Origin of the sequence: Micromonospora arborensis (assembly GCF_003205615.1) — a bacterium.
GTDB classification, from domain to species: Bacteria; Actinomycetota; Actinomycetes; order Mycobacteriales; family Micromonosporaceae; genus Micromonospora; species Micromonospora arborensis.
In genome coordinates this window covers 120955-137074 of record NZ_PYBV01000003.1, presented here as the reverse complement: position 1 = coordinate 137074, position 16120 = coordinate 120955, and the positions used below count along the sequence as shown (strand labels likewise).

The 16120-nt window shown below is 71.8% G+C and carries 14 protein-coding genes and 1 riboswitch; of the genes, 5 read left to right on the top strand and 9 right to left on the bottom strand.

The annotated features are described in order from the left end of the window. Positions 1-2: 2 nt before the first annotated feature. Positions 3-659: a response regulator transcription factor gene (locus C7C45_RS02355; RefSeq protein ID WP_110561959.1), complete on the bottom strand. Its 657-nt coding sequence runs from the start codon at positions 657-659 to the stop codon at positions 3-5. Positions 660-743: 84 nt separating this feature from the next. Next, on the bottom strand, positions 744-1055 hold the full coding sequence (locus tag C7C45_RS02350; protein ID WP_110561958.1) for a hypothetical protein: 312 nt from the start codon (positions 1053-1055) through the stop codon (positions 744-746). 113 nt (positions 1056-1168) lie between these two features. On the opposite strand from C7C45_RS02350, the gene C7C45_RS02345 reads away from it, so the two are divergent. Further along, on the top strand, positions 1169-1507 hold the full coding sequence (locus C7C45_RS02345) for a DUF952 domain-containing protein (RefSeq protein WP_110562060.1): 339 nt from the start codon (positions 1169-1171) through the stop codon (positions 1505-1507). 71 nt (positions 1508-1578) lie between these two features. Here C7C45_RS02345 and C7C45_RS02340 read toward each other — a convergent pair whose 3' ends face one another. From C7C45_RS02340 to C7C45_RS02330, 3 genes are all read right to left on the bottom strand, one after another. After that, positions 1579-3339, bottom strand: coding sequence for a CDP-glycerol glycerophosphotransferase family protein (locus C7C45_RS02340; RefSeq protein ID WP_110561957.1), 1761 nt, complete (start codon positions 3337-3339; stop codon positions 1579-1581). A 207-nt stretch (positions 3340-3546) separates the two neighbouring features. Then, a complete protein-coding gene (locus C7C45_RS02335) occupies positions 3547-5679 on the bottom strand; it encodes a DUF6077 domain-containing protein (RefSeq protein WP_146247232.1) in 2133 nt (710 codons plus the stop codon). A 141-nt stretch (positions 5680-5820) separates the two neighbouring features. Continuing rightward, entirely contained in the window at positions 5821-6459 is a 639-nt protein-coding gene (locus tag C7C45_RS02330; protein WP_110561955.1) for a TetR/AcrR family transcriptional regulator, read from the bottom strand. A gap of 178 nt (positions 6460-6637) precedes the next feature. On the opposite strand from C7C45_RS02330, the gene C7C45_RS02325 reads away from it, so the two are divergent. From C7C45_RS02325 to C7C45_RS02310, 4 genes are all read left to right on the top strand, one after another. Further along, positions 6638-7531 carry an ABC transporter permease gene (locus tag C7C45_RS02325; RefSeq protein ID WP_110561954.1) on the top strand — a complete coding sequence of 298 codons (894 nt, stop codon included), beginning with the start codon at positions 6638-6640 and terminating at the stop codon, positions 7529-7531. Positions 7532-7565: 34 nt separating this feature from the next. Then, positions 7566-8342, top strand: a complete 777-nt coding sequence (locus C7C45_RS02320; RefSeq protein ID WP_110561953.1) for an ABC transporter ATP-binding protein — start codon at positions 7566-7568, stop codon at positions 8340-8342. A gap of 144 nt (positions 8343-8486) precedes the next feature. After that, positions 8487-10004, top strand: coding sequence for a bifunctional cytidylyltransferase/SDR family oxidoreductase (locus tag C7C45_RS02315; RefSeq protein ID WP_110561952.1), 1518 nt, complete (start codon positions 8487-8489; stop codon positions 10002-10004). Between the two features lie 33 nt (positions 10005-10037). Continuing rightward, positions 10038-11708 carry a CDP-glycerol glycerophosphotransferase family protein gene (locus tag C7C45_RS02310; RefSeq protein WP_110561951.1) on the top strand — a complete coding sequence of 557 codons (1671 nt, stop codon included), beginning with the start codon at positions 10038-10040 and terminating at the stop codon, positions 11706-11708. 133 nt (positions 11709-11841) lie between these two features. Here the strand turns inward: C7C45_RS02310 and C7C45_RS02305 are convergent, their stop codons facing one another. The 4 genes from C7C45_RS02305 to C7C45_RS02290 form a co-directional block, all read right to left on the bottom strand. After that, positions 11842-12663, bottom strand: a complete 822-nt coding sequence (locus C7C45_RS02305) for a C39 family peptidase (protein WP_110561950.1) — start codon at positions 12661-12663, stop codon at positions 11842-11844. A 244-nt stretch (positions 12664-12907) separates the two neighbouring features. Further along, positions 12908-13049, bottom strand: a riboswitch (cyclic di-AMP (ydaO/yuaA leader). Between the two features lie 284 nt (positions 13050-13333). Continuing rightward, positions 13334-14104, bottom strand: a complete 771-nt coding sequence (locus tag C7C45_RS02300; RefSeq protein ID WP_110561949.1) for a hypothetical protein — start codon at positions 14102-14104, stop codon at positions 13334-13336. A gap of 133 nt (positions 14105-14237) precedes the next feature. After that, positions 14238-14672 (bottom strand): hypothetical protein, encoded by a 435-nt coding sequence (locus C7C45_RS02295; RefSeq protein ID WP_110561948.1) that lies wholly within the window; start codon positions 14670-14672, stop codon positions 14238-14240. 92 nt (positions 14673-14764) lie between these two features. Next, the gene (locus C7C45_RS02290) at positions 14765-16000 is read right to left on the bottom strand and encodes an acyltransferase family protein (protein WP_110561947.1); all 1236 of its coding nucleotides are present in this window, start codon (positions 15998-16000) and stop codon (positions 14765-14767) included. Between the last annotated feature and the right edge of the window lie 120 nt (positions 16001-16120).

Below are 16120 nucleotides of genomic sequence, written 5' to 3'. Positions count from 1 at the left end.
CCTCACGCATCACGCAGCCGGTAGCCGATGCCGCGGACGGTCTCCACCAGGCGGGCGTCGCCGAGCTTGCCGCGCAGCGACCCGACGTGCACCTCGACCGTGTGCCGGTCGGCCCAGGTGGTGCCCCAGGCGTCGAGCAGGATGCGGTCGCGGGGCACCGCCACCCCGGGCTGGCGGGCCAGCGAGAGCAGCACGTCGAACTCCTTGCGGGTCAACGTGACAGCGCGGCCGTCCACAGTCACGGTCCGCGCGGCCACGTCGATGTGCACCGACCCGGCCTCGATGAGGTGCCGTTCCGGTGCGGCGTTCTTGGCCCGGCGCAGCACCGCCTCGATGCGGGCCTGCAACTCCACCATCGAGAACGGCTTGACGACGTAGTCGTCCGCGCCGAGGCGCAGGCCCAGCACCCGATCGCGTTCCTCGCCCCGCGCGGTCACCGCGATGATGCCGAGCTGGCTGCTACGCCGGCGCAGCTCCCGGCACAGGTCGGTGCCATCCCCGTCGGGCAGGGTCAGGTCGAGCAGCGCCAGGTCGCACGGGGCGGCGCAGAGCGCGGCGGCGACGGTGGCCGCGTGCTCGACCTCGTACCCGCGGCGGGTGAGGGCGGAAAGGAGCGCAGCGGCCACCCGGCGGTCGTCCTCCACCAGCAGGATCCGCACCCGTGCCCCCGTCCGTCGCAACCGTTCTGCGAATGGTGGCAGAAGCGTGCGCGAAGCGGGAGCCCCCACATTGCCACGGCCCGGTTACAGACCGAAGACGTCGTCGGCGGTGGCGTCCCGGACGCCGTCGGTGAAGCCGCGGAAGCCCGGATCCTCGTGGCTGGCCGGCACGCTTGTGACGGTGACCCCGCTGGCCTGGGTGACCGCGTCGACCAGGGGCGGGTAGTCGATCTCCGCGTCCTGGAAGGCGTCGTCGTCCGCCTCGGCCAGGTTGATCACGTGCTGTACGTCATCGGACGGCGTGTCCGGGTCTTCGGCCCACTCGCCGCCAGCCCGGTAGCACTCGTCGTACAGCGCACGCTGGCTGTCGGTCCAGTCGTCGTCGTAGCTCTGCATCGCCCATCCCTCCGCGGCCCTTGACCTGAGCATGCCCGGCGGGAGGCGACGGGCGCGGCGGTACCGACGAAAACCGGGCCAGCGCGCCGACGGCACCCCCGTAGGCTGCGGTGGTGATCTACAAACTGTTGTCGACCACGGAATGGGACGACGCCCTCGCCGCCGGTGCCTTCACCGGCTCCGCCGTGGACCGGCAGGACGGCTTCATCCACCTCTCCGGCCCCGACCAGGTGGTCGAGACGGCCCGCCGGCACTTCGCCGGGGCGACCGGGTTGACCCTGCTCAGCGTGGCCGAGGACCCGCTGGGCGACGCGCTGCGCTGGGAGCCGTCGCGCGGCGGGCAACTCTTCCCGCACGTGTACGGCCCGCTGCCGGTCGCGGCGGTGGTGGCGGCGCAGGCGTTGCCGGCGGACACTCCGGTCGCCGACGCGGTGGCCGCCCTGCTGGGCTGACACGTTCGCGCCCGGCCCGAAAGGTGTCGGGCCGGGCGCGTAGCACCATCCGTGCGCCGTACGCGCGTTGCTCAGCGGCGGCAGAGGCGGTCGATCTCCTCCTGGAACCGGTCCATCGGGTTCGCCTCGGCCGGGCCGAGCAGGTAGGTCTTCAACTCCCGGCGGGCCTCGGTCATCGGGTCGTCGCCGGCCCGGGTCACCGCCACGATCTTCTCCAACTCGCCACAGTCCTTGGAGAGCAGGTACGCGGCCCGAGCCGTCGGGTACTCACGGCGGAAGTCGTCCTCGGACAGGCCGGCCGGGTTGGCCACCACGTACGGGCGCTGGCTCTGCACGAAGTCCGAGACCACACTGGACACATCGCTGACCAGCAGATCGGTCTGGTTGAAGCAGTCGAACAGCGCTGGCGTACGGCCGGTGACCACGAGGTGCGCGGTGCCGTCCAGGGAGGACGCGTTCGCGTCGCCGCCGGCAGCGCGGATGGCCGCGACAATCCGGTCGTGCACCGCCCTGGCCGCCTTGGACCGTGACCCGGTGAGCGGGTGCGGCTTGTAGATCAGGCGCAGCCGAGGGGTCGCGGCGAGCATGCCCTTGACGATCCGCTCACCCATCAGCACCAGGGAGGTGTGGTACGGGTCGTCGTCGAGCCAGCCCTCCCAGGTGGGGGCGTAGAGCACGGTGAAGGGCCGGTCCACCGACTCGGCGCCGAAGGTGTGCACCCCGGCGAGCTGCGGCCGGCCGATCTCGACGATGTCCTGGTCGAGCACCCCCACACCGGCCCGGGCGTAACGCTCCCGGCCGGCCAGGCCGGCGACCCAGACCTCGTCGTACACCTTGCTGTACGGGTTGACGCTGGCCTGCTTGTCGCTGTCGCCGTGCCCGACGAAGACGTGCTTGGTGCTCGGCTCGCGGAGCATGTGGATGTTCGCGCCGACGTTCGCCGAGTAGAGGGCCGCACGGACGCTGCCGAGTTCGAGGTTCATGAAGTCGACCCCGGTCGGTACGCAGATCACCGGCAACCGGGTGTCGGCCAGTTCCAGGAACGCGTCCCGACTGCGCAGCAGCACCACCGCGCGCTGCTGGAGCGCCTCGGTCGGGGCGAGCCACATGTTGGCCTGGTAGACGTCCTTGGCCGGGCCGGCGAAGTAGAGCGCCACCTCGGGCTGGTAGCTGTCCAGCCACCGTTGCACGGCGGGCAGCAGTGGCCCCTCTCCCGCGCCCCGGCCCCGAAGCCAGGTCAGCGCGACGATGGCGCCCACCACACCGGTCGCCGCGACCGCCACCGCGGCGGCGACGAAGAACGGTGTCGGGTGATGCTGCACCGCGGCGGCCACGGCGGCCGGCACCAGCAGCAGGTTGAGCAGGGGCATCCGGTCACCGGCGACCGCCGCCGCCCAGGCTGGCGGCTGGGGGGCGGCCTGCAGCGGACCCAGTTCGATGTTGCGCACCATGGCGGAGAGCGGGTTACGACGCTCGATCATGATGGAGAACGCCCCGGCGAAGACCGAGACGACCCACACCACGGCCGGCAGCACCAACAGCAGGGTCAGCTCGCCGCCGCTGAGCCGCACCTCGGCGGCGACCAGCAGCACCGCCGCGAGGTCGCGGGTCAACTGCCGGTACGACAGGTGCAGGCCCACCTTTTCCAGCAGCAGCTGCGAAGGCGGCGACCAGCGGGCGACGGCGAACTCGCCGATGACGGCTGCCAGGCCGGCGACGGCGAACAGGCCGACCCAGCCGAAGGCACCTGCGACGAGCGTGACCAGGTAGGTCAGTACCAGCAGCGCGGCGCTGGCGGCCACTCCGATGCGACCTGAGAACGTGCCGAACAAACGAGTTCGCTCCCTACGATTTCCGTATCGGGCCGGGCTCGGTCATCGCGCACACCAGGAGCCGAGACTGAAGCGCCTGGTGGGCGCTCGTCACGTCACGCCGCCCGGAGGCTGACGGACATGCCTGCGACCCTAACGTGAGCCTGCGCGAAGGTATCGAGCGGGTATCCGTGCCGTAAAACGGTCAAAACGCTCGCCACCACCGGCTCAGGATCCGCCGGTCGTCGCGCCGGGCACGCCGACGCGATAGCAGACCATGGCGCCAGGCGCCTTCCTTGATGCGAAGGGTTCCAGGCCCAGGGTCGGGGCCGCCTCGGTGACGGCCGTGTTGCCCTTCCACACGCACACCATGCCCACGCCCACCCTGCCCATGGCCGCGGCGACCTCGGGGATGGAGACGAGTTCTCCGTCGGCGAACTTCGCGAGCAGCAGCCGGTCCAGCGCGAACGGCGTCTCCGAGCCGTAGTCGACGAGATACAGGTCGCGGGGCAGCACCACCCGTACCTCCGAGGTGACCTGCGGGAGCGCCCGCATGACCGACGACGGGGCGAGCACCAGGCCGTCGGGGCGGTCCAGCTTCTGGATCCAGAAGGAGGCGGCCTTGCGGTTGTCCGGCATCCGCCAGGTCGGCTTCGTCTGGACCGCGTCGCCCTTCCACATCGGCTCGCCCAGGGTGTAGAAGGCGAACACCAGGACCACCGGCAGGGCGAAGGCGAGGACCCGGCTCGTCCGGGCCAGCCCCGGCAGGCGGATGACCGCGAGGACACCGACGAGCGCCGGCACGGGCAGGATCCACGGCACCCGCCACAGCACCGCCGTCAGACCGCTGAGGTCACCGCCGAACTTCAACAGGCCGGGGACCATCAGAGCGGTGATCGCCAGCGCGGCGCCGGCGGCGAGTTGCTGCGGCACCCCGCGCCGGAGCAGGAGGGGCGACCACCAGACGGCGAGCCCACCGATGATGCCGAGGACACCGAGCCACAGGGTGAGCTCGTAGATGGTCCGCAGGGGCAGCAGCGGCGAGTACGTCGCGGCGGCCTCCTCCACCCCGCCGCGCAGGACCTGGACGAGTACGCCGGACAGCAGGGGGTAGACCGAGAGGACCGCGAAGCACACGATGGCCTCCCGCGTGCGCCGCATGGCGAGCAGCACCACGCCGGCCGCCGCGGCGAGCAGGGGCAGCAGGATGACGGCGGTGGTGGTGTAGCCGACACCCGCCACGGAGAGCAGCGTGAGCAGGATCAGGGCACGTCGGGAGCGGTGCTCCAGGTAGTCGGTGAGGTACACCCAGGCGAGTGGGATCAGGGCGTGGACGAAGACGCTCTTGCCCTGGGTCAGCCGGGGCAGGTGGTAGGTGTTCAGCGCGTCGGCGTAGTACGCCACGAGCAGGATGTAGGCCAGCGCGACGACGAACACGACAAGCGGACGCCGCGGAGCCCACCGCAACACGAGCCGCCACAGCGCGAAGATCGTGAAGACGGCCAGCACCGGCAGCAGGAGGTACCACAACACCGACGCCGTGTGCACGTGCAGGGCGCGGGCCAGCGCCCCGACGAACACCTCGAAGGAGGGCAGCGGCGGGTTCGCCGAACCGCCCGGCAGGACACCCTCGGTGAACAGGAAGTCCCGGAACGGGATGTTGTCCCGCTCGGCGACCCAGACCGACTTGCCGACGTAGAAGACGTCGTCGAGCGACACCCGGGAGATCAGCGTGGCGAAGTAGGCGGCGGCCAGGGAGAGGACGAGGACCACGTACCCCTGCGCCGGCGTGGTCGCCTGGACGGCCGGCGCGGCGGGCGCGTCGGCCGTGTCACCGCGGCGGCCCAGCGCCAGCCAGGCGGACACCACCGAGACCAGGCCGAGCGCGGCCGCCAACCACCAGCTCAGCGACCCCTTGCCGAGGGCGGCGAACATCGCCGCGCCGACCGCGGTGCCCACCGGCAGGGCGTACCGACGCAGCAGCGACGCGCGGTCGACGGGCGCCGCGGTCTGGCTCGCCGCAGACTCGTCGTCGGCACGCCGCGCCACGGGGTCGCGACGGCGAAGCCTCCAGGCCACGTACGCCGCGACCGGCTGCAGGACGACCCAGACGAGGAAGACGACGGACGGGCGCAGGTCGAGGCCGAGGTTGAGGTGGTAGAGCAGCGTCCAGATGGCGAAGCTCACCACCGCCACGTCGGTGACCACGACGGGCGCAGCCGCCACCGCGGCGTTGATCCGCCCGATCAGACCGCGACCCTGGCCGGGCCGGCTGGTGCCGCCAGGTCGAGCACCCGCGCTCGGGGCGTTCCTCTGGTCGGCTGGCGCTGGAGCCACAGCAGCGTCTTCGACTTGCGTCACGGGGCGTCCTTGTCGTCCGGCGGCGGATTGAGAGGGCGAAAAACGGATGTCTGATCGACGACAGCCGGGTGTCAAGGGGGCAGCCTAGCGGAATCGGACAGCGGAACCGCTGCTGCGGCCGGCGGGGTGTCGGGGGCCTGGTCAACCCGAGATCGGAGCGGCCCGAGGGCGGGACAGAGCAGTGTCGGCGCCGAGCCCGGCAGCCACGGATTCGACCAGGTTGTCGAGGTAGCTGTCGGTGAGCGGGAGGCGGGCGATGGCGAGCCGCCAGTAGAGCGGGCCCACGATGAGGTCGATCGCCGCGTCCAGGTCGGTGTCGGCGGGCAGCTCACCCCGCTGCACGGCGCGGCTGACCAGGCGACCGCCGATCTCCTGCTGGCGGGCGTGCAGCACCTCACGCAGGGTCGCGTCGATGGTGGGGTTGCGGGCCGCCTCGGCCAGCAGATCCGGGATGATCTGCGACGCCAGCGGGTGGCGCAGCGCGTGCGCCACCGCCTGGAACAGCAGCGCCAGGTCGCCGCGCAGGGTGCCGGTGTCCAGTGCCGGCAGCTTGCCGTGCGCCGCCGCGGCGACGATCTCCAGCACCAGGTCGAGCTTGGAGTTCCACCGCCGGTAGATTGCCGTCTTGCTGACGCCGGCGCGGCGGGCCACCGCCTCGATGGAGAGCCGGCCGTAGCCGACCGCGGCGAGTTCCTGCGTCAACGCGCGTCGGATGGCCGTGGTGATCTCGCCACGGAGCACCGCCGCGCCGGCCGGGGCACGCCTCTTCTCAGTCGTCACCAGGGACTCTTCTCGCAGCTCACGGTGCCCAGGGTAGCGCAACGACGATACGGTTGCGTCCCGACGTGTTTCGGACTACTGTCCGTGCAGCGACGAGGCGGCGCCCCGCGCACGTGTCCAACTAGGATTCCATCGTCGTGAGCCACCCGTCTGCACGAAAGATCGGAGCGCCATTTCCATGGCCACCACCGCGCTGGTCGACCCTGACACGGGCCTGACCCAGGCGCAGCTGGCCGCTCGGCACGGGCTACGGGTCGCCGGTGAGCGCCCCACCCTCGTCGAGTACAGCCGCCAATTGTGGGCCTACCGGCACTTCATCGCCGCGTACGCCAACGCCAAGCTGGTCGCCTCATACAGCAATGCGAAGCTCGGCCAGCTCTGGCAGGTGCTGACCCCGCTGACCAACGCGGCGGTCTACTACCTGATCTTCGGGGTGGTGCTGGACCAGCAGGCGATCCCCAACTTCATCGCCTACCTGACCACCGGGCTGTTCATCTTCAACTTCACCCAGAGCGCGGTCCTGGCCGGCACCCAGTCGATCAGCAGCAACCTCGGGCTGATCCGGGCACTGCACTTCCCCCGGGCCAGCCTGCCGCTGTCCACGACGTTGACCCAGTTCCAACAACTGCTGGCCTCGATGGTGGTGCTGATCGGCATCGTGCTGGTCACCGGCGAGCCGATCACGCTGAAGTGGCTGCTGCTGGTGCCGGCGCTGATCCTGCAGGCGTTGTTCAACGCCGGCGTGGTGCTGCTGGTGGCCCGGCTCGGGTCCAAGGCGAGCGACCTCAAGCAGGTCATGCCGTTCGTCCTGCGCACCTGGATGTACGGCTCCGGCGTCCTCTACAGCGTCACCCTCTTCGACCGACTGCCCGGCTGGGCGACCACGCTGGTGCAGTACAACCCGATGCTGGTCTACATCGAGCTGGCCCGGTACGCGCTGCTCGAGGACGCGCCGCTGCTCAACGAGTCACTGACCCAGCTGTGGCTGGTCGGCGGCGGGTGGGCGCTGGTCGCCGGAATCGGCGGTTTCATCTACTTCTGGCGCGGCGAACAGGAGTACGGCCGTGGTTGAGCACATCGAGGCCTCCCCCGAGGCGAGCGCGACAATGACCTCGACCCAGGAGCGCATCCCGACCGTGGTGGTCGACGACGCGCACATCATCTACCGGGTGCACCAGGGAGCCTCCGGTGGCACCACGCCGGTGGCCGCGTTGCGCCGGCTGGTCAAGCGCACCCACGCCCCGAACGTCCGGGAGGTGCACGCGGTCAAGGGCGTCTCCTTCACCGCGTACCGGGGCGAGGCGATCGGGCTGATCGGCAGCAACGGCTCCGGCAAGTCCACCATCCTGCGGGCCATCGCCGGCCTGCTGCCGGTCAACAAGGGCGCGATCCACACCCAGGGGCAGCCGTCACTGCTGGGCGTGAACGCCGCCCTGCTCAACGACCTCTCCGGGGAGCGCAACGTCACCCTCGGTTGCCTGGCCATGGGCATGCACCCGGACGAGGTGGCCCAGCAGGCCGCCGGGATCATCGAGTTCTCCGGGATCAACGAGCGGGGCGACTTCGCCAGCCTGCCGATGCGGACGTACTCCTCCGGCATGGCGGCCCGGCTGCGGTTCTCCATCGCCGCCGCGAAGAAGCACGACGTGCTGCTCATCGACGAGGCACTCGCCACCGGCGACAAGGGCTTCCGCAAGCGCAGCGAGCAGCGGGTGCGGGAGCTGCGGGAGGGCGCGGGCACGGTGTTCCTCGTCAGCCACCAGCTCTCCTCCGTACGGGACACCTGCGAACGAACGATCTGGCTGGAATCGGGCGTGCTGCGGATGGACGGGCCCACCGACGAGGTCATCCGGGCCTACGAGGCGTACGCGAACAGCAAGTAGCCTGCCGGCGAACTGCCGACATCGACACAGCTCCACGGACCGCGTCGCCCGCGTTGGGGCGGCGCGGTCCGCGCGTTAAGGTTCATTCCGTCGCCGCTCGGGCGGAACTTTCCGTTAACCATCCCTGAGAGTGAGGATCCGGCAATGACGCAGGACCAGACCACTGGCCCGGACGCCGCAGCGGAGACCTCGGTGCCGTGGCGGCCCTCACGGACAGTGGCGGTGGTTCTGGCCGGAGGCACCGGGACCCGGCTGGGCCTCGGCATCCCGAAGCAACTGCTGAAGATCGCCGGCAAGCCGATCATCGAGCACACCCTGGCAGTCTTCGAGGCCGCGCCGGAGATCGACGAGATCATCGTGCTGATGGCGACCGGCCACGTCGACGACGCCCGGCAGATCGTCGAGAAGGCCGGCCTGCGCAAGGTCACCAAGGTGATCGAGGGCGGTGACACCCGCAACGCCACCACCCGGATCGCGTTGGACGCGGTCGGCCCGGCGGACTGCAACATCCTCTTCCACGACGCGGTGCGCCCGCTGCTCAGCGGCAGGATCGTGCGCGAGTGCGTCAACGCGCTCTGGACCTACGACGCCGTGGACGTGGCCATTCCGTCCGCGGACACGATCATCCAGGTGGACGACAACGACTGCATCACCGACATTCCGGTGCGCTCCCGGCTGCGCCGTGGGCAGACCCCGCAGGCGTTCCGCTCCCCCACGATCCGTGAGGCGTACCGGATCGCCGAGGACGACCCGGACTTCGCCGCCACCGACGACTGCGGCGTGGTGCTGCGCTACCTGCCCGGCACCCCGATCAAGGTGATCGACGGCTCGGACGAGAACATCAAGGTCACCCACCCGGTCGACGTGCACCTGGCGGACAAGCTCTTCCAGCTCGCCGCGGCGCAGGCGCCCCGGCTGACCGACCACCGCAGCTACAGCGAGGAGCTGACCGGCCGCACCATCGTGGTGTTCGGCGGCAGCTACGGCATCGGCCACGAGTTGACCGAGCTGGCCCGCCGCTACGGCGCCCAGGTCTTCCCGTTCAGCCGTTCCAGCACCGGCACCCACGTGGAGCGGGCCGCGGACGTCGAGGCCGCACTGACGACCGCCTTCGAGGCCACCGGCCGGATCGACCACGTGGTGGTCACCGCCGGCATCCTGGAGAAGGGCGCCCTCGCCGAGATGGACGAGGAGACCATGGACCGGCTGCTCCAGGTCAACTTCGTCGGTCCGGTGACCATCGCCCGCCAGGCCCTTCCGTACCTGCAGCAGACCAAGGGCCAGCTGCTGCTCTACACGTCCAGCTCCTACACCCGGGGCCGGGCCCGCTACGCGCTCTACTCGGCCACCAAGGCGGCCCTGGTCAACCTCACCCAGGCGCTCGCCGACGAGTGGGCCGACGTCGGCGTCCGCGTCAACTGCATCAACCCGGAGCGGACCGCCACGCCGATGCGGACGCGGGCGTTCGGCGAGGAGCCGGAGCACACCCTGCTCGCCGCCGAGGCAGTCGCCCAGTCGTCACTGGACGTGCTGATCTCCGACCTGACCGGCCAGGTGATCGACGTACGCCGGGCGCCCGGTGACGGGCCCACGCCGACCGTGCCAGCCCAGTCCGGGCCGGATCAGGTCGAGGCGCCGGCCAGCGCGGCGTCCGCGAACTGACGTCGACGGCTGCGGAACCACGAACGGAGCGACATGCGCGGCGACCTGGTCCGAAAGTTGGCTGCCCGGTGTCTGAGCACCGGGTTGGCCGTCCTGGCCTTCGTCGTGTTGGCGCTCACCGGCGCCACCGGTTGGGGGCTGGCGCTGGCCGTCGCCGCGTTGGCCGCCTCGGCCGCCGAGCAGCGGATCCGGCGCACCGCTGACCTCGTCGCGGAGACGACGCTGATCGCCGCCGCGGTCCTGGTCGGTTACGCCCGGCAGTTGGGTGACGGGCTCAACCTCACGCTGGTCGCCACCGCGCTGGTGTTGCTGGGGTTGGTGCTGCTGGTGGGGCCGCTGCGCAGCGCCGGCAACCTGGAGATCCGGGCCGCCAATCTGCCGGTACGCGCCTGGACGCCGCTGATCGCCGACCGGCTCGGCACCGCCCTGCTCGGGCTGCTCGCCGTGGTGGCGCTCGCTGCGGCCCTCGCGCTGCCGGCTGGCGTGGCGCTGGCCGCCAGTCTGCTGGTCGGCGCGGGCGCCGGTGTGGTCGCACTGGACCTGGCCCGGCGGCGGTTCCGGCCGTCAGCAGGTGGCGGGCCGGTGGCTCGCGCGCTGCGCCGGCACCAGCCGGAGTTCCTGCTCTACTTCTCCGCGCCTCCCGGCTCGGAATACCAGGTCACCATGTGGCTGCCGTACCTGGAGCGGATCGGCCGGCCGTTCCTGGTCGTGCTGCGCGAGCCGGAGTTCCTGGCCCCGATCGCGGCGGCCACCGACGCGCCGGTGGTCTACTGCCCGACCCTGCGGGCGATGGACGAGGCGCTGGTGCCGAGCCTGCGGGTGGCGTTCTACGTCAACCACGGGGCGAAGAACAGCCACTGCGTCCGCTTCACCCAGCTCACCCACGTCCAGTTGCACCACGGCGACAGCGACAAGGCGCCGAGCGCCAACCCGGTGTCCGGGATCTTCGACCGGATCTTCGTGGCCGGGCCAGCGGCGATCGACAGGTACGCCCGCGCCGGGGTGCAGATCCCGGCGGAGAAGTTCGTGGTGGTGGGCCGCCCGCAGGTCGAGTCGATCACGGTACGCCCGGAGCCGGCGCGGGGCTTGGCGCAACCGACGGTGCTCTACACCCCGACCTGGACCGGGCACCACGCCGACGCCGACTACTGCTCGCTGCCGGTGGCCGAAGCCCTGCTGCGGCGGCTGCTGGAGCGCGGCGCGACGGTGATCCTGCGCGCCCACCCGTACACGGCGCAGCACCCGGCGTCGGCCCGCCAACTCGGCCGGTTGACCGAGCTACTCGTGGCCGACCGGGCCCGCAGCGGACGCCAGCACGTCATCGGCGCGGCCGCCCGGGAGCTGAGCCTGACCGAGTGCGTGAACCGATCGGACGCGTTGGTCTCCGACGTCTCCGGGGTCATCTCGGACTACCTCTACTCCAGCAAGCCGTACGCGGTCACCGACATGGGCGACGAGGGCGCTCGGTTCACCGAGCGTTTCCCGTTGGCCGCGTCCGGTTACGTCCTGCGTCGGGACATGTCCAACGTGGACGACGTGCTGACCGCTCTGCTGGACACCGACCCGCTGGCCGCCGAGCGCTGGGCCACCCGCCGGCGTTACCTGGGTGACTTCCCCGCCGACTCGTACGCCGAGGCGTTCCTGACCGCCGCGCGCCGGGAGCTGGCGCCCGCGAAGGAACTGACCGCGTCCGCACAGGCATGACCGCTCACCGGTACGCGTCCAGCAGCGCCAGCACGGGTCGCGGCCAGCCGCGCACGCCGCACGCGTCGGGAAAGACACCGCGGGCGCCGGCCCCTCGTGAGGGACGGCGCCCGCGGCGGTCAACGTGCCCGGGTCAGGCGGAGTAGCCCCGGCTGGCGATCCAGTTGGCCAGGTCGATCGTGGTGATCCAGTACGACGGGTCGGCCGGGTTCGCCGAGTCGGCGATCCGCACGGTCCGGCCGTTGTCCTTGTAACCCACGACGGCGATGTAGTGCCCGCCGCCGTAGGAGTGCCAGCCACCGTCGGTGTCGGTGGCGTCGCCGACCACGTTGGCCACCACGCCCCGGCCGTCGGTGATGGCCTTGACGACGTCGGCCTGCAGCCGGTCCATCTGCGCCGGGCTGGGTGCGCCGGCGAACATCCGGGTCCGGTACGGGGCGCCCTTCACCTCGGCGTTGAGCACCCGGGTGGTGTCCTCGGCCGAGTTGGTGCCCATCTCGGTGGTGCCGAGTTCGGCACCGAGCTCTTCCTGGGTGCGGTCGATGCCGGTGGCGCTGAGCGCGTTGCGGGTGGCCGCCGGGCCGCAGTTGTAGTACGTGTTCTGCGCCTCGTACTCGTACTTGAGCACCTTGGTCGCGGGCGGCTTCGGCGGCTCCGGCTTACGGGTCAGGTCCGGGTTGCTGCTGGCCTTGGCGGCGGGAGACGCGGCGCTGGTGGCCGGGGCGGCGCTGGCCGACGGGGACGCGTCGCGTGCCTCGCCGAGGGAGGCGACGGTGTCGCTGCGCATCTCGGCGACCGTGGTCGCGGTGCGCTGGCTGGCCGGAGCGTCGTCGGCGGTGGCGAGCAGAGCGCCGGTGGTGGTGGCGATCACGAGGGCCGCGGCGGAGGCGGCGGCGATCTGGTACGGACGCTGGGTGGCGAAGCGTCGGAGTTGACGCTGCATGGTGTGCTTCACGGGTCCTCCACGGATCGGGGGGAGAGCGGCACACCGCGGCCGGACCGGTATCCGGGCAGGCGTCAGCGCACGGACCGTGGTCCGCGGATGGTGAACCGCTCAGGGGAACGCCCGGCGCGGCCGGGCGGGAAAGGCGATGACCCGGGGGGTCAGCTCACCGTCACTGGACGGGTGAGCGGGGGCACCGCTGCGCCGTGGAGGCGAGGGAACAACCGAAGGGTGGAAAGGTGCTGCACGAGTTGGGAACTCCTTCCGACACCGCCTACCGGGTTAGCTGACGGATTCGGGCGGGAAGATCGCCCTACCGCGGGCCGTGGCTCGCGGATTCACCCCGGACTTACTGATGGGTCCCCGGTTCGTTGATCACGATTGAGCGGGTCGGCGCGGCGTCGCCTCTTGCGATCGGTTACCGCACCGGACGGGACGACACTACTGGCCCACTCGCACCCTGCCAAGCAAGGCCCACCTGCGTAAACCCGATTTGCCGCAACAATTTCTGCGCGTATTGCCGATGACGTGACTCGATGGGACAACCGGTTACGGTGACGCCTGTGGGCGACAACCGGACAGGCCGCCGATAATGCGGCCACAATCCCGGGAAGGATCGAGCCGATCGTGCCGGACGCCCGATTTTCCAATGGCGTGACGGGGCTCACGTAACGGATCGGGCTCAACCCACACGAGCCGGCCGCCACCGGGCCACGAGGGCGGGCCGGGACACGCCGCTCGCCGCCCGTCGGGCGGGTGCCGGGCTCGGCCGCAACCGGGCCGCCGCCGCGTACGCCTCCTCGGCGAGGGTGCGCGCCGCCTCGGCGGCCAGTTCCGCGTCCCGCCAGGCGGCCCGCTCCTCGGTGGCGGCGGCCTGGTAGTCGGCCAGTCTCGCGTCCCGGATCGTCCGGCTGAGCAGCGCCTCCTGCTCGACCGGGTGCCGTCGGGGATCCCAGCCGTGTCGGTGGGAGAACACGTCACCGAGCTGCGCCATGGTCAGGTCGCCCCGCCAGTACGCCGCCGTCGCCGCGCGGTGCAGGTAGCGCTCCCGGGACGCGTACTCGGCGGGGGTCCGGGGGGTGTGCGGGGTGGGCAGCGCCGCAGACCCCGCGAAGCGTCGGGCGGCGGTGTCCGCCTCGTCGTACCCCGCCCAGGCCCTCTCCACCTGCTCCTGGGCGGTGAGCCAGGCGTCGCGTCGCCGCCGTGCCGTCCGGGCCGCGCCGGCCGCTGCGACGGTCACCTCCTCGGCGTACCGGCGCAGGTCGACGGCCTCGGCCGCGGCCACCTCGCGGGCGGTCGGCGCGGCCGGGAGCGGATCGTCCGTGGGCCGTTCCCGCTCGGGGCGGGCGACCAGCACGGCGAGCACGCCCAGTGCCAGCAGGAACAGGGTCGACCAGATGGCCGCGGCCTGCGGCACCTCGGTCACGAACTGGTAGAAGACGATGGTCTCCATGGTCGGCACCTCGGGGAGAGAGCAAAGCGATGGGGAGCCCCACCGGCCAGGTGGCCACGGTGGACCACGGATCGGCGGGGTGCGGAGCTGGTGGGTCGACAGGGCGCGGCGACGGGACGCTCGTCCCGGTGACTCAGCGCCCGGGTGGGCCCCGGGGAGCCCAGCCGTGCGGGCCGTCGACGAGAGGCAGCCGGTCGGATCCGGCCGCGCACACCGGCAGCACGCCGGTCGCGATGGTGCCCAGGCCTCCGGGCGGCGCTGGTTGCGAGTCGACCGACCCGGCCGGGGAGGACGCCTCGCCGGCCCCCGCTCGGACCACCTGGGCCGGATGCGCCGCAGCCTCCGGCGAGGTGGGCCGGCAGGACGTCACCAGCGCCCCGGGCGCGAACGGCACCGCGCTCGGTGCCGGCGCGGCGCTCGGGGTCGGCACGGCGCTCGCGGTCGGCACGGCGGCCGAGGCCGCGCCCGCGCCGAGCGCCAGGGCCGCCACCACGGCGAGGCTGGTCAGCACCCGCGTAGCCCAGCGCGCCACCCACCACAGCGGACAGGTGAGCGCGACCGGGAGCACGTCCCCACGCTACCGCCACGCCGACCTGGACGCACCGGCCACGGGCGTGTCGGCGTACGCCGCGCCGACCCTGCTGACCAGGGTGGACGGTGTCAGCGCGAGTCGACGTACGATGATCGGCTGCCAGCCTGGTCGGCCCCGCCGGCCTCGGCCCGCGTCCCCACGCCGTCGGTGTGGTGGGCCTCGTCGCCGGTGACCTGGGTTCCGGCCGTGCGTTGCTCGGGGATGGGCGGCCGGGCCCGACGACGCGGCGCGAGTCGGCGCATCATCGGGGTCTCGACGAAGCGGTGCAACAACCCGGCGAGGATCAGGTTCACCAGCAGGAAACCGAGCACCGCGGCCGGGCCGCGCCAGCCCTCGAAGCCGGTCCCCCAGTCACCGCTGAGGCGCAGCACGCTCGTCATCACCAGCACGTGCACCAGGTAGAAGGCGAAGGACACCTCCCCGAGCCAGACCAGCGGCCGGGACCGCCACGGCGAACGCTTGCCCCGCACGTCCGCGTCCGCGGCGGCGGTGATCACCAGCAGGTACGCGACCGCGAGCAGCGTGGTCCACAGTTCGGCACGGATCCACTCCGCGGCCGCCACCCAGGTGCCCAGGAAGATCACGCTGGCCGCCGTCAGCCCCGGACCACGCCAGAGGCCACGGCGCATCAACTCGGCCGCCGCCGCGCCCAACCAGAACTCCAGCGACCGTACGGGCGGGAAGATCTGCGTGAACCACCACCGGCTCACCTCCGGCACCAACTGCTGGGCCGGCCAGAGCGCGAGGATCAGCAGCGGCAACGCGACGATCAGCACCCAGAGCAGCTTCGGCCGGGCCCGGCGCAGCAGCGGCAACGCCAGCGGCAGACACAGGTAGAAGAAGAACTCGCAGGAGAGTGACCAGCTCACGGTGTTGATGCTGTAGAACCAGCCCGGCCGGGGGTCCCAGGCCTGCAACAGCAGCACGTTCTCCAGCGCGGCCGCGGGCACGACCGGGTCGGCGAACCACCAGGCGACCAGCAGCGCCGCCCCCCACAGCACCAGGTGGTTCGGGTAGATCTTGGCGACCCGGCGCCGCCAGAAGGTACGCCGGGAGTCGCCCGCGCGGGCCGACCAGACCAGCACGAAACCACTGAGGATGAAGAAGAACTGCACCCCGGACAGGCCGAGGGTGAACAGCGCGTCGACCACCGCCTTGTAGTCCGGCTCGGCGATGATCCGCATGGTGCCCGCGTGGAAGCCGAAGACGAGCAGCGCGGCGATCCACCGCAGCCCGGTCAGCGAGGGCAGTCGGGCTGGCGCGGGCGCGGGCCGGGTCGTTGCCACCGCTGCGGCGCTCGTCATGCCGGGACTCCGAAGCTCGGCAGGGTCACCAGCACGTCCGTATCCTCCTCGGCGCGGCGTCGGACGGCGCGACGGCGACGCCCGCGACGGCCCGGCAGGGCCGCACCCGGGGCACCCTAC

Bases quoted from the DNA above. Each gene is read 5' to 3' on its own strand.
- C7C45_RS02350 (WP_110561958.1), bottom strand. From the start codon at position 1,055: ATGCAGAGCTACGACGACGACTGGACCGACAGCCAGCGTGCGCTGTAC.
- C7C45_RS02325 (WP_110561954.1), top strand. From the start codon at position 6,638: ATGGCCACCACCGCGCTGGTCGACCCTGACACGGGCCTGACCCAGGCG.
- C7C45_RS02320 (WP_110561953.1), top strand. From the start codon at position 7,566: ATGACCTCGACCCAGGAGCGCATCCCGACCGTGGTGGTCGACGACGCG.
- C7C45_RS02315 (WP_110561952.1), top strand. From the start codon at position 8,487: ATGACGCAGGACCAGACCACTGGCCCGGACGCCGCAGCGGAGACCTCG.
- C7C45_RS02310 (WP_110561951.1), top strand. From the start codon at position 10,038: ATGCGCGGCGACCTGGTCCGAAAGTTGGCTGCCCGGTGTCTGAGCACC.
- C7C45_RS02300 (WP_110561949.1), bottom strand. From the start codon at position 14,104: ATGGAGACCATCGTCTTCTACCAGTTCGTGACCGAGGTGCCGCAGGCC.
- C7C45_RS02290 (WP_110561947.1), bottom strand. From the start codon at position 16,000: ATGACGAGCGCCGCAGCGGTGGCAACGACCCGGCCCGCGCCCGCGCCA.